9 protein-coding genes are annotated in these 12,264 nt (G+C 64.3%); 7 read left to right on the top strand and 2 right to left on the bottom strand.

Annotated elements, in window-relative coordinates; genetic code table 11:
* Window positions 1-21: 21 nt before the first annotated feature.
* Together NKH63_RS16335 and NKH63_RS16330 are read left to right on the top strand one after the other, a co-directional pair.
* A complete protein-coding gene (locus tag NKH63_RS16335; protein WP_156948146.1) occupies window positions 22-1,086 on the top strand; it encodes a methionine ABC transporter ATP-binding protein in 1,065 nt (354 codons plus the stop codon).
* The gene (locus NKH63_RS16330) at window positions 1,067-1,723 is read left to right on the top strand and encodes a methionine ABC transporter permease (RefSeq protein WP_023720558.1); all 657 of its coding nucleotides are present in this window, start codon (window positions 1,067-1,069) and stop codon (window positions 1,721-1,723) included. Before NKH63_RS16335 ends, NKH63_RS16330 begins: the two co-directional genes overlap by 20 nt.
* Before the next feature lie 32 nt (window positions 1,724-1,755).
* Here NKH63_RS16330 and NKH63_RS16325 read toward each other — a convergent pair whose 3' ends face one another.
* Together NKH63_RS16325 and NKH63_RS16320 are read right to left on the bottom strand one after the other, a co-directional pair.
* The gene (locus NKH63_RS16325) at window positions 1,756-3,498 is read right to left on the bottom strand and encodes a hydantoinase B/oxoprolinase family protein (RefSeq protein ID WP_023720559.1); all 1,743 of its coding nucleotides are present in this window, start codon (window positions 3,496-3,498) and stop codon (window positions 1,756-1,758) included.
* Window position 3,499: 1 nt separating this feature from the next.
* Entirely contained in the window at window positions 3,500-5,584 is a 2,085-nt protein-coding gene (locus tag NKH63_RS16320; protein WP_352918112.1) for a hydantoinase/oxoprolinase family protein, read from the bottom strand.
* A 217-nt stretch (window positions 5,585-5,801) separates the two neighbouring features.
* Here NKH63_RS16320 and NKH63_RS16315 point away from each other — a divergent pair, with 217 nt between their 5' ends.
* The 5 genes from NKH63_RS16315 (at window position 5,802) to NKH63_RS16295 (ending at window position 12,146) form a co-directional block, all read left to right on the top strand.
* Complete coding sequence (locus tag NKH63_RS16315; RefSeq protein WP_352481417.1) at window positions 5,802-6,629, top strand: ferredoxin--NADP reductase; 828 nt, start codon at window positions 5,802-5,804, stop codon at window positions 6,627-6,629.
* A gap of 163 nt (window positions 6,630-6,792) precedes the next feature.
* Window positions 6,793-7,842: a deoxyribose-phosphate aldolase gene (gene deoC / locus NKH63_RS16310; protein ID WP_031194457.1), complete on the top strand. Its 1,050-nt coding sequence runs from the start codon at window positions 6,793-6,795 to the stop codon at window positions 7,840-7,842.
* 13 nt (window positions 7,843-7,855) lie between these two features.
* The gene (locus tag NKH63_RS16305) at window positions 7,856-10,228 is read left to right on the top strand and encodes an aldehyde dehydrogenase family protein (RefSeq protein WP_352918110.1); all 2,373 of its coding nucleotides are present in this window, start codon (window positions 7,856-7,858) and stop codon (window positions 10,226-10,228) included.
* Between the two features lie 178 nt (window positions 10,229-10,406).
* Entirely contained in the window at window positions 10,407-11,138 is a 732-nt protein-coding gene (locus NKH63_RS16300; RefSeq protein ID WP_352495108.1) for an SDR family oxidoreductase, read from the top strand.
* A 162-nt stretch (window positions 11,139-11,300) separates the two neighbouring features.
* Window positions 11,301-12,146 (top strand): fumarylacetoacetate hydrolase family protein, encoded by an 846-nt coding sequence (locus tag NKH63_RS16295; protein WP_023720565.1) that lies wholly within the window; start codon window positions 11,301-11,303, stop codon window positions 12,144-12,146.
* Window positions 12,147-12,264: the final 118 nt, after the last annotated feature.

Genomic DNA, 12,264 nt, shown 5'->3' with positions numbered 1-12,264 from the left:
TTCGCCCCGGTCACCGAAGTCATGCATCCCGTCGGCAGCCGTTCCGCGGGACCGCACGATGTCGTACGCCTCATCGAGCTGAAGCGCCGCTTCGGCGCAACAGCGGCGCTGGACGGCGTATCGCTCAGCGTGCGCCAGGGCGAGATCCTCGGCATCATCGGCCGGAGCGGCGCCGGCAAGTCGACGCTGATACGCTGCCTAAACGGCCTGGAGCGGCCGGATACAGGACAGGTCTTCATCGAAGGCCGCGACATCAGCCGGCTCGGCGAGCGCGAATTGCAGCCGCTGCGCCGGCGTATCGGCATGATTTTCCAGCATTTCAACCTGCTGTCCGCCAAGACGGTCGAAGACAATGTAGCGCTGCCGCTCAAGATCGAAGGCCGGCCCAGGGCCGAACGCCTGGCGCGCGCTGCCGAGCTGCTCGAGCTCGTCGGCCTGTCGGAGAAGGCGAAAGCCTATCCGGCGTCGCTGTCGGGCGGACAGAAACAGCGCGTCGGCATTGCCCGGGCGCTTGCGGCGCGCCCAGCGCTGCTGCTGTCGGACGAAGCGACCTCGGCGTTGGACCCGGAGACGACGCGCTCCATCCTTGCCTTGCTCAGAGACATCAACCGGCAGCTCGGCCTGACCATCCTGCTCATCACCCATGAGATGGAGGTGATCCGTTCGATCGCCGACCGGGTCGCGGTGATCGACGCCGGACGAATCGTCGAGCAAGGGCCGGTGTGGTCGGTGTTTGCCGATCCGAAGTCGGCGATCACACAAAGCCTGCTCGGCGGCATCAGGCCGCAATTGCCGGCGGAGATCGCAAGCCGGCTAACGCAGAACGCCGGCGTGGAGGCGATCCTCAGGATCGACGTGGCGGGTGAGGCCGCGCGAAGCCCGCTTTTGTCCGATCTTGCCTCGGCAGTTCCCGGCTCGTTCCGCCTCGTTCATGGAGGCATCGATCACGTCCAGCAGCAGCCTGTCGGGACGCTGTTCGTCGCGGTCGCCGGTAGCAATGAAGCTCACCTGGCACAGGTGATCGCGTTCTTGAAAGCCCGCAATGCGCGGGTGGAGGTGCTTGGCCATGTCGCCAATTCTGTTTGAACTCCTGCTTCGATCCATCTGGGAAACGATCCTGATGACGGCCGCCTCCGGCCTCATCTCGCTGGTTTTCGGGCTGCCGCTCGGCCTGGCGCTGGTCGCCACCGACCGCGGCGGCATCGCCGAAAACCTGTGGGTGAACCGTGCGCTCGGCGCGGTCATCAACGGTTTCCGCTCGGTGCCTTTCATCATCCTGCTGGTTGCGCTGATCCCGGTGACGCGGCTGATCGTCGGCACCTCGATCGGCACATGGGCCGCCATCGTGCCGCTGTCGATCGCGGCCACGCCCTACTATGCCCGGATCGCCGAAGTGTCGCTGCGCGAGGTCGACCACGGGCTGATCGAAGCGGCGCGCGCCATGGGCGGCAACCGCTGGACGATCATCCGCGAGGTGCTGGTGCCGGAAGCGCTGCCCGGCATCGTCGCCGGCTTCACGGTGACGCTGGTGACGCTTATCGGCGCCTCGGCCATGGCCGGCGCCATCGGCGCCGGCGGGCTGGGCGACCTCGCCATCCGATACGGTTACCAGCGCTTCGAAACGTCAGTCATGATCGCCGTGGTCATCGTCCTGATCGTCCTGGTCTGCGGCATCCAGTGGGCCGGCGACCGGCTGGTCGCGAGGCTGGATCATCGGAACTGAGCGTGGCACAGCGGAGATGCTGGCCAGCATCGTCAGCCGGCGCGCTTCTTTTCGGTCGCTGCCCGGTCAATCGCCAACCCGTTCGCCGACAGCGCGACGCCGAACTTTTCGCCGGCTTCTGCGGGTGTGTAATAGCCTAGGGCGATATCCCGAGCGACCAATTCCGGATCACGCTGCCAGGGATTGCCGTAGCCGCCGCCGCCCGGCGTGCCAACTCGCACGCGGTCGCCGGCCTTCAGCGCGATGTCCTGTTCCTTGGAGAGGTGCGGCGGCACATGGGCCTCACCGTCGCGGAACACGGTCACCGTGTTGACCGCGCCGTCCTTGCCGCCGAGCGCGCCTTGCGGGCCGAAACGGCCATGGTCCATGACGAAGGAGGCGCGGGCGTCGCCACGCAGGATCTCGACCTCATAGGCGAGGCCAAAACCGCCGCGATGCTTGCCGGCGCCACCCGAGCCTTCGCGCAAGGCATAGTGGCGATAGAGCACAGGGAAAGCCTGTTCCATGATCTCGACCGGCGGCGATTTGGAAATGCCGATGGTCGAGCAGCCATTGGTCAGGCCATCATGATCGGCATTGCCGCCATAGCCGCCGCCGGATATCTGGTACATGACGTAGTCGCGGCCACGGAGCGGATCGTTGCCGCCGAGCGCGAAATTGCCGCTGGAGCCGGCGGGAGCCGCAGTCACCCTGTCCGGCAGCGCCTGCACCATGGCCGCGAACACCGCCTCGGCGATGCGCTGCGAAACCTCGGCCGCGCAGCCCGATACCGGCCGCGGATATTTGGCATCGAGGAAGGTGCCTTCTGGCCGCTTGACGATGAGCGGCTCGAAGGCGCCGGCGCTGATCGGCACGTCGGGGAAAATGTGGCGCATGGCGAGGTAGACCGAGGACAAGGTCGTCGCCAGCACGCTGTTCATCGGCCCGGCGCAGGGTTTTGACGAGCCTGAGAAGTCGAAGCGGAGCGTGTCGCCTTTTTTCTCGACGGCAAGCGCAATGGTCAGCGGCTCGTTCACCACCCCATCGGAATCGACGAAGGCCTGCGACCGGTAGATGCCATCGGGAATTGCCGCGATGTTGGCACGCATCTGTTCAGCGGCCCGGCGGCGCAATTCGGCGATTGCTTCGACGACTGTTTCGTCTCCGTAACGATCCGAAATGCCGTTGAGCCGGTCCTGGCCGATCAGCAGTGCTGCCGCTTGCGCGCGGATGTCGCCGATGCGCTGGTCGGCAACCCTGATGTTCGAGCAGATGATGGCGTAGATCTCAGGGTCGAGCACGCCCTTCTTGAACAATTTCACCGGCGGCAGCCGCAAGCCTTCCTGCTCCACCGCAGTCGCCGAGGCGGAGAAGCCGCCCGGCACCGAACCGCCAATGTCGGGCCAATGGCCGGTGTTCGACAGCCAGCAGAATATCTTGCCGTCGCGATAGACCGGCATGGCGAAGCGCACATCCATCAGATGGGTGCCGCCGAGATAAGGATCGTTGACGATGTAGATATCGCCCGGCTCGGGCGGCAGGCAGCGTCCGTCGGCGATCATCTCGATCACCGTTTTGGTCGAATACTGCATGACGCCGACGAACACCGGCAGGCCTTGGCTGCCTTGCGCGATCAGCGAACCATCGACTGCCGAATAGATGCCGTCGGAGCGGTCATTGGCCTCGGCGATGACGGGCGAGAAAGCGGCGCGCGAAAACGTCAGGTCCATCTCGTCACAGACCTGCTGCAGCGCCGCCTGGAGGACCGAAAGGGTGATGGCGTCGAGCTTTTGCATCTCAGGCCTCACCAATGTCGATGATGATGTTGCCGTCGGCATCCGAGCGCGCCCGGTCGCCGGGCTCGAGTACGGTTGTGGCATCCATCTGTTCGAGGATCGCCGGGCCTTCGATGATGGCGTCAAGCGGCAACTTTTCCCTACTGTAGACCGGCGTGTCGTACCAGCGCCCGCCATACCAGACCGGCCGGATCTCGCGCCGCGCCTCTTCGAGCGTTTTGGCGCGGCCAGCCGGATCGATCAGCCGCGACAGATCGATCGCCGGCCGCACGCCGGTCACCGAGGTGTTGAGATTGACCAGATTGGCGCGGATTTCCGGCAGCTCGACCTTGAAGCGGGCGAAATAGGCCTTCTCGAACAGTTGCTGCAGGACCTCGCGCGTCACCGCAAACGACGGCAGCGGCACGTTAATAATATGCGTCTGGCCGACGAACTGCATGTCGGCGGAATGCGTGACGCGGATCGTCTCCGGCTTCACCGCTTCCTTGCTGATCAACTCTTCGCCTTCGTTTCGGTGCCGTTCCAATATAGCGTGGAGCTGGGCTTCATCGAGCCCCGCCACCGGCTGGTTGACCGTGTTGACGAAGTCATGGCGCAGATCGGCGACGACGCAGCCGAGCGCATTGGTAATGCCCGGCCGCGCCGGCACCAGCACCCGCGGCAGGCCGAGCTCGCGCGCCAGGGCGGTCGCATGCAGCGGCCCGGCGCCGCCGAAGGCGAACAGCGCGAAATCGCGCGGGTCGTGACCGCGCGACACTGAGACCATGCGGATGGCGCCGGCCATCTTCATGTTGCCCAGTCGCAGCACCGCTCCCGCCGCCTCGACGCCGGACAGGCCGGTTGGTCGGCCGATCCGGTCCTCGAATATGCCGGTGACATGCTCGACGGTGACTGGGTTCTCGACCGCCAGCAGCTTCTTCGGCGCCAGCCGGCCGAGCACCAGATTGGCGTCGGTGATGGTCGGCTCGACGCCGCCGCGTCCATAGCAGATCGGGCCGGGATTAGCACCGGCGCTTTCCGGGCCGATCTGGATCAGGCCGGCCGCGTCGACGCGGGCGATCGAGCCGCCGCCGGCGCCGACCGTGTGCACCGCCACCATCGGCACGTGGATCGGCATCGCATATTCGATCTCGATCTCGTTCGACACCGCCGGTTCGGCCTTGCGGATCAGCGCCACGTCGGTCGAGGTGCCGCCCATGTCGTAGGTGACCAGGTTTTCGAAGCCGGCGCGCTTGCCGGTATAGGCCGCGGCAATGACGCCGGAGGCGGGGCCGGACATAACGGTCTTGGCCGATTCACGTGTGACAAAGCGGGCCGATATCATGCCGCCATTGCCGTTCATGATCAGGAAGTCGCGGGCGTAGCCTTTTGACGCCAGCTCCTTGCGCAGCCGTTCGACGTAGCGTTCGAGGATCGGTTGCACCGAGGCGTTGACCGAAGCGGTAACGCCGCGCTCGAATTCGCGCGCTTCCGAAAGCAGCGCATGGCCTGTCGTGATGTAGCCGTTCGGCCAAAGCTCGGCGCCGATCTCGGCCGCGCGCCGCTCATGCGCCGGGTTGGCGTAGGAATGCAGGAAATGGATGACGAGCGATTCGCAGCCGGCTTCGATCAGTTGTGAAATCGCTGCCCGCATCTCGGCCTCGTCGAGCGGTATGCGCACCGCGCCCGAGGCCTCGACCCGCTCCGACACTTCGAGCCGCAGATTGCGCGGAATGATCGGCACAAAGGTGCCTGTCATGCCATAGGCTTGCGGCCGTGTCCGCCGGCCAAGCTCGATGACGTCACGAAAGCCGCGCGTGGTGATCATGCCGGTTTTGGCCAGCCGGCGCTCCAGCACCGCGTTGGTTGTGGTCGTCGTGCCGTGCACGATGAGGTCGATGCCGTCCACGCGAAAGCCGGTGGCACCAAGAGCTGCAACGACGCCGAAAGCCTGGTTGTCGACCGTGGTCGGGGTCTTGGCGATATGCACCCGGCCACCATCACGGCCGTCGATCAGAAGCAGATCGGTAAAGGTGCCACCGACATCGATACCGGCGACGACGCTGCCCCTCGAATCCAGAGCTTGCGCCGAAAAATTCTGTTCCATTGTCGAAACCCGAAATGCCCGAACTGCTTACATGCCTCAGTTTGGAAAGCTGTTTTACGGCGGCGTCTTGACGCAAATATCGTTTGTATACTAATAAATTCCGGACACAAGAGCTTACCGCTTCGGAGTGTGCAAGGGCACGCAGGAACCTGACCGGTTCGGGCGCGCAGGTGAAGATTTGGCGCGGGCGCTGAGCTGGCCCAGAAGGTTAGGTTTGATGAACACCACATCCGCGTTCAACACCGCCGGCGCGCGGCCGCTGCAGTTTCCGATACCGGCCAATGTCTATGCCGAAACCGTCGTCTCGGTGAAGCACTATACCGACCGGCTGTTTTCGTTCCGCATCACCCGGCCGCAGTCGCTGCGCTTCCGCTCCGGCGAGTTCGTCATGATCGGCCTGCCCAATGCCGAGAAGCCGGTGTTCCGCGCCTATTCGATCGCCAGCCCGTCCTGGGACGACGAGCTGGAATTCTTCTCGATCAAGGTGCCGGACGGCCCGCTTACCTCGGAGCTGCAGAAGATCCAGATCGGCGATACCGTCATCATGCGGCAGAAATCGACCGGCACGCTGGTGGTCGACGCGCTGACGCCGGCCAAGCGCCTGTTCATGATCTCGACCGGCACCGGCATTGCGCCCTTCGCCAGCCTGCTGCGCGATCCCGACACCTATGAGAAGTTCGGTGAAGTCGTGCTGACCCACACCTGCCGCGACAATGCCGAGCTCATCTACGGCCAGGAACTGGTGGCCGCGCTGGAGAACGACCCGCTGATCGGCGAACTGACCGGCGGCCGCGTCACGCTCTATAATTCGACGACGCGTGAGACGTCCGAACGCATGGGCCGCATCACCGCGCTGATCGGCTCGGGCAAATTCTACACCGATCTCGGCATCGACAAGCTCAATCCCGAGACCGATCGCATCATGATCTGCGGCTCGATGCATATGCTGAAAGACGTGAAGGAACTGGCCGAAAGCCTCGACTTCCAGGAAGGCTCGCTGCATCATCCGGCAAGCTTCGTAGTCGAGCGCGCCTTCGTCGGCTGAGACGCGGCAGTTCAGCGTCCACTGCTTTGAGACCCTGATTTTGACCGGACGGTCAAAAATCGGCTGCCTTGACTGTCTTTTTCCGCTATGACCGCCTGAAGGACTCGTGAAGCGCTGCTTCACGGTCTATCTTCGGCATAAGTCGCTGAACAAGGGGCAGGAGATGAGCAGCACAATCCGCGAAACCGATCTGGGCACGTCCAAGATCACGCCGCTGCCGGCGCGCGCCGCCGCCAATGCGCCGATGCCGCAGGCCCATGCTATTGCTCGCAATCCCGGCATGAGGCTCGATCTTGGCTTCATGGAATCAATGCGCAGCGTCAACCGCTCGGCGCTGGAACGCCGCGTCGCCAGCCTGACCAAAAGACGCTCGATCAAGGCCGATAACCAGGCTGCCTGGCTGCTGCGCGCCGTCGCCTGCATGGACCTGACGACGCTGAACTCGAACGATACGGAAGAGCGCGTGCGCCGGCTCTGTGCCAAGGCGGTCAACCCGTTCCGCCGCGACATTGCCGAGGGGCTCGGCATTGCCGGTGAAAACATCCGTCCGGCGGCGGTCTGCGTCTATCATCCCTTCGTCGCCACTGCCGTCGAAGCACTGCGCGGCAGCGGCATCCGTGTCGCCGCCGTTTCCACGGCTTTCCCGCATGGCCTTGCTCCGCTTTCGACGCGTCTGCAGGAGATCGAAGCATCGGTCCGCGACGGCGCCGACGAGATCGACGTCGTCATCCCGCGCGGCTTGGTTTTTGGGGCGAAATGGCAGGAGCTCTATAACGAGATCGTCTCGATGCGGGCCGCCTGCGGCGAGGCGCATCTGAAGGTGATCCTCGGCACAGGCGACCTCGCCACGCTGCGCAATGTCATGCTCGCCTCGATGGTGGCGATGATGGCGGGTGCGGACTTCATCAAGACCTCGACCGGCAAGGAAAGCGTCAACGCGACACTGCCGGTTGGCCTTGCCATGGTGCGCGCCATCCGCGCCTATTTCGAGGAAACCGGCTATCTCATCGGCTTCAAGCCGGCCGGTGGCATTTCCACGGCAAAAGCCTCGCTCGATTGGCTGGTGCTGATGAAAGAAGAGCTGGGCCGGCCGTGGTTGGAGCCGGAGCTGTTCCGCTTCGGAGCATCGAGCCTTTTGACCGACATCGAGCGCCAGCTCGAGCATCACCTGACCGGCCACTACTCGGCCAATCATCGCCACGCAATGGCGTGATTCGGAGCGCTTCATGAACATTCTCGAACGCTATCACGCCATGGATTACGGCCCGGCGCCGGAGGCCCGCAACGAGGCCGATGCCTGGCTGACGACCCGTGATTTCTCGAAAGCCCTGTTCATCGGCGGCGACTGGAAAGCAGCTGCAAATGGAAAGACCTTCGACACCAGCGATCCCGCCTCCGGCAAATTGCTGGCCAAGGTCTCGGATGCCGGTGCTGCCGATATCGATGCGGCGGTTTCGGCCGCCACAAAAGCGCTGCCGAAATGGAGCGCCAGCACCGGTTATCAACGCGCCAAAGTGCTCTATGCCATCGGCCGCGCCATGCAGCGCCACCAACGGCTGTTCGCGGTGCTGGAATCGATCGACAACGGCAAGCCGATCCGCGAAAGCCGCGACATCGACGTGCCGCTGGCGATCCGTCATTTCATCCATCATGCCGGCTGGGCGCAGGCGCTGGACAGGGACTTTCCAGCCCATAAGGGCGTCGGCGTCGTCGGCCAGATCATCCCGTGGAACTTCCCGCTTTTGATGCTGGCCTGGAAGATCGCGCCGGCGCTCGCTGCGGGCTGCACCGTGGTGCTGAAGCCCGCGGAATTCACGCCGCTCACCGCCATCCTGTTTGCCGAGATCTGTGAACGCGCCGGCGTGCCGAAGGGCGTCGTCAACATCGTCCAGGGCGGGCCGGAAGCGGGTGGGGCAATCGTCAATCATCCCGGCATCCAGAAGATCGCCTTCACCGGTTCGTCCGAGGTCGGCAAGATCATCCGCAAGGCCACCGCCGGTTCGGGCAAGAAACTTTCGCTGGAGCTTGGCGGCAAGTCGGCCTTCGTCGTTTTCGAGGATGCCGATCTCGACAGCGCCGTCGAGGGTCTGGTCGACGGCATCTGGTTCAACCAGGGCCAGGTCTGCTGTGCCGGCTCGCGCCTTCTGGTGCAGGAAGGCATCGCCGACGCCTTCATCGCCAAGGTCAAGACGCGGATGAGCCGGCTGCGCGTCGGTAGCCCGCTCGACAAGAACACCGATATCGGCCCGCTGGTCGATTTGACCCAACTCGACCGCGTCAAGGGCCTGATTGCCGAAGGCGCCAAGCAGGGCGCGATATGCTGGCAGCCGGACTCGGCACTGCCCGCCTCGGGCTATTACCATCTGCCAACGCTGGCGACAGGTGTTTCGCCGGCTAACATTCTGGCCCAGGAAGAGGTGTTCGGGCCGGTGCTGGCGACCATGACCTTCCGCAATACCGAGGAAGCGGTCGAGCTCGCCAACAACACACGCTATGGCCTAGCCGCCTCGGTGTGGAGCGAGAACATCAATCTTGCGCTGCACGTCGCGCCGCAATTGAAGGCCGGCGTCGTCTGGGTCAACGGCACCAACATGTTCGACGCCGCCTGCGGCTTCGGCGGCTATCGCGAGAGCGGCTTCGGCCGCGAAGGCGGGCGCGAGGGCATGTTCGAGTACCTCTCGGCAAAACTGCCGCTCGGCCCGATCATCAAACCGGCTGTGGCCACTGCCCAGCCCATCGAGCGCCCGGAAGGCGATGCCATCGACCGCACGGCAAAGCTGTTCATCGGCGGTAAGCAGGTCCGGCCGGACGGCAATTATTCCCTTGCCGTCGCCAGCGCCAAGGGCAAGCTCGCCGGCGAGGTCGGTCTCGGCAACCGCAAGGATATCCGCGACGCCGTCGCGGCCGCGCGCGCCTGCAAGGCCTGGCCGGAAGCGACCGCCTACAATCGCAGCCAGGTGCTTTACTATCTGGCCGAAAACCTGTCCGGCCGCGCCGACGAGTTTGCCGCCCGTCTGATCCAGCTCACCGGCGCGACGGCCAAGGCGGCGAGTGAAGAGGTCGAGCTATCGATCGAGCGGCTGTTCCTCTATGCCGGGCTTGCGGACAAGTTCGAGGGCCGCGTCCACCAGCCGCCGGCCCGTGCCGTCACATTGGCGCTGCACGAACCGGTCGGCGTCGTCGGCATCGTCGCGTCGGACAACGCACCTTTGCTCGGCCTGATCTCGCTGGTTGCGCCGGCGCTCGCCATGGGCAACACCGTGGTCGCCGTGCCGTCCGAACGATATCCACTGCTTGCCACCGACCTTTACCAGGTCATCGAATATTCCGACGTTCCGGCGGGCGCCATCAATATCGTTACGGGCCGTAGCGCCGAGCTGGCCGGCGTGCTGGCCAAGCACGACGATGTCGACGGGCTCTGGATGTTCGCCGATGCCGAGACCTGTGCCAAGGCGGAGGCCGAGTCCATCGGCAATCTCAAGCGTGTCTGGACCGGCAACGGCCACAGCCTTGACTGGACATCGGGCGAAGCAGCCGGCGATGCCTTGCTGCGCCGTGCGATCGAGGTCAAGAACGTCTGGGTGCCCTACGGCGACTGAGTGTCCCGGAGGGACGTCCGGGCTTGACGGGCCAAAAGATGTTCTTTACCGAGAAAAAACATTTGGCCGGCAGGGCGAATATCGAAACAGGCGGAATGGTGGTGCCCGTCTGGCACATTGCGCCCCGGCCTTGTGCCGGTAAAAAGCCGAACGATCACAGACGGGCGAGGAGAAAAGCATGGCGGATCTGACAGGCAAGGTCGTTGTCGTCACGGCGGCGGCGCAAGGCATCGGCCGGGCAAGTGCGCTGGCTTTCGCCAAGGCCGGCGCCGTCGTCCATGCCACCGACATCAACGAAGTGGTGCTCGCCGACCTCGGCAAGACCCCCGGTATCAAGACCCGCAAGCTGGATGTCCTAAACGACGAGGCGGTGAACGTCGCTTTTGCCGAGATCGGCGCCGTCGACGTGCTGTTCAACTGCGCCGGCTTCGTCCATTCCGGCTCGATCCTCGAGATGAAGGACGGCGATCTCGACTTTGCCTATGATCTCAATGTCCGCTCGATGATCCGCACCATCCGCGCCGTGCTGCCCGGCATGCTTGAGCGCGGCGACGGCTCGATCATCAACATGGCGTCGCTGGCCAGCTCGACCAAGGGCGTGCCCAACCGTTTCGTCTATGGCCTGACCAAGGCGGCCGTTATCGGCCTGACCAAATCGGTTGCCGCCGACTATGTCGGCAAGGGCATACGCTGCAATGCGATCTGCCCGGGCACGGTCGAAAGCCCGTCGCTGCACGACCGCATGCACGCGCAGGGCGACTACGAAGCAGCCCGCGCCGCCTTCATCGCCCGTCAGCCGATGGGCCGGCTCGGCACGCCCGAGGAAATCGCCGACCTCGCCGTCTATCTCGCCGGTGCCACCTATACGTCGGGGCAGGCCTATAATATCGACGGTGGCTGGTCGATCTAGGAGTCTGAAAATCCAATTCTGCCGGGCGCCTGGCGCGGCGTCCGCGCTTGCCTAGGCTCACGTACTTTAAGTACGCTCCGCTCCGGTTCTCGAAACCCACGCCATTCGCCGCAGCGGAGCGAGTTTGCAAACGGCCTCTGGTCGCAACTGGGAGAAAACTGCATGAAACTGCTACGCTATGGCGAGGCGGGGAGCGAACGCCCTGGCCTCCTTGATGCGGATGGAACGATCCGCGACCTCTCCGCCCATGTCACCGACATTGCCGGCAGGGCGATCGACCCGGCATCGCTCGAGTCATTGTCGAAGCTCGATCCGAAATCGCTGCCGGCAGTTTCCGGCAAACCGCGCATCGGCGCCTGCGTCGCCGGCACCGGCAAATTCATCTGCATAGGCCTCAACTATTCCGACCATGCCGCAGAAACCGGCGCAACCGTGCCGCCGGAGCCGATCATCTTCATGAAGGCAAGCTCGGCCATTGTCGGGCCGAACGACGACGTGCTGATCCCGCGCGGCTCGGTGAAGACCGATTGGGAAGTCGAGCTCGGCGTGGTCATCGGCAAGACCGCTAAATATGTCACCGAAGCCGAGGCGCTGGACTATGTCGCCGGCTACTGCGTCGCACATGACGTCTCTGAACGCGCCTTCCAGGCCGAGCGGCAGGGCCAGTGGACCAAGGGCAAGTCCTGCGACACATTCGGGCCGATCGGCCCGTGGCTGGTGACCAAGGACGAGGTCAAGGACCCGCAGAACATTCCGATGTGGCTGACGGTCAACGGCAAGACCATGCAGAACGGCTCGACCAAGACCATGGTGTTCGGCGTCGCTTATCTCGTGTCTTATCTCAGCCAGTTCATGTCGCTGCATCCAGGCGACATCATCTCGACCGGCACGCCGCCCGGCGTCGGCCTCGGCATGAAGCCGCCGGTGTTCCTGAAGCCCGGCGATGTGGTCGAGCTCGGTATCGAAGGGCTGGGTATCCAGAAGCAGACGTTCAGGGCGGATGCGTAGAAACCTTCCCTTCTCCCCTTGTGGACCTGTTGGGCAGTCATGAGCAAAGCTTGCGGCGGCGGGGTTGCGGCGGTTGTTCGCTTGTTTGCGGGGGATTTGACGTCTTGTTTGGGGTTTC

The sequence above is a fragment of the Mesorhizobium sp. M0960 genome (assembly GCF_040319055.1).
GTDB lineage: Bacteria > Pseudomonadota > Alphaproteobacteria > Rhizobiales > Rhizobiaceae > Mesorhizobium.
This window is presented reverse-complemented; position numbering and strand designations above follow the sequence as displayed.

What these genes read in the sequence shown, in the direction of transcription:
- NKH63_RS16305 (WP_352918110.1), top strand. Translation starts at nt 7,856, where the DNA reads ATGAACATTCTCGAACGCTATCACGCCATGGATTACGGCCCGGCGCCG.
- NKH63_RS16295 (WP_023720565.1), top strand. Translation starts at nt 11,301, where the DNA reads ATGAAACTGCTACGCTATGGCGAGGCGGGGAGCGAACGCCCTGGCCTC.
- NKH63_RS16320 (WP_352918112.1), bottom strand. Translation starts at nt 5,584, where the DNA reads ATGGAACAGAATTTTTCGGCGCAAGCTCTGGATTCGAGGGGCAGCGTC.
- NKH63_RS16315 (WP_352481417.1), top strand. Translation starts at nt 5,802, where the DNA reads ATGAACACCACATCCGCGTTCAACACCGCCGGCGCGCGGCCGCTGCAG.
- NKH63_RS16300 (WP_352495108.1), top strand. Translation starts at nt 10,407, where the DNA reads ATGGCGGATCTGACAGGCAAGGTCGTTGTCGTCACGGCGGCGGCGCAA.
- deoC (WP_031194457.1), top strand. Translation starts at nt 6,793, where the DNA reads ATGAGCAGCACAATCCGCGAAACCGATCTGGGCACGTCCAAGATCACG.
- NKH63_RS16325 (WP_023720559.1), bottom strand. Translation starts at nt 3,498, where the DNA reads ATGCAAAAGCTCGACGCCATCACCCTTTCGGTCCTCCAGGCGGCGCTG.
- NKH63_RS16335 (WP_156948146.1), top strand. Translation starts at nt 22, where the DNA reads ATGCATCCCGTCGGCAGCCGTTCCGCGGGACCGCACGATGTCGTACGC.
- NKH63_RS16330 (WP_023720558.1), top strand. Translation starts at nt 1,067, where the DNA reads ATGTCGCCAATTCTGTTTGAACTCCTGCTTCGATCCATCTGGGAAACG.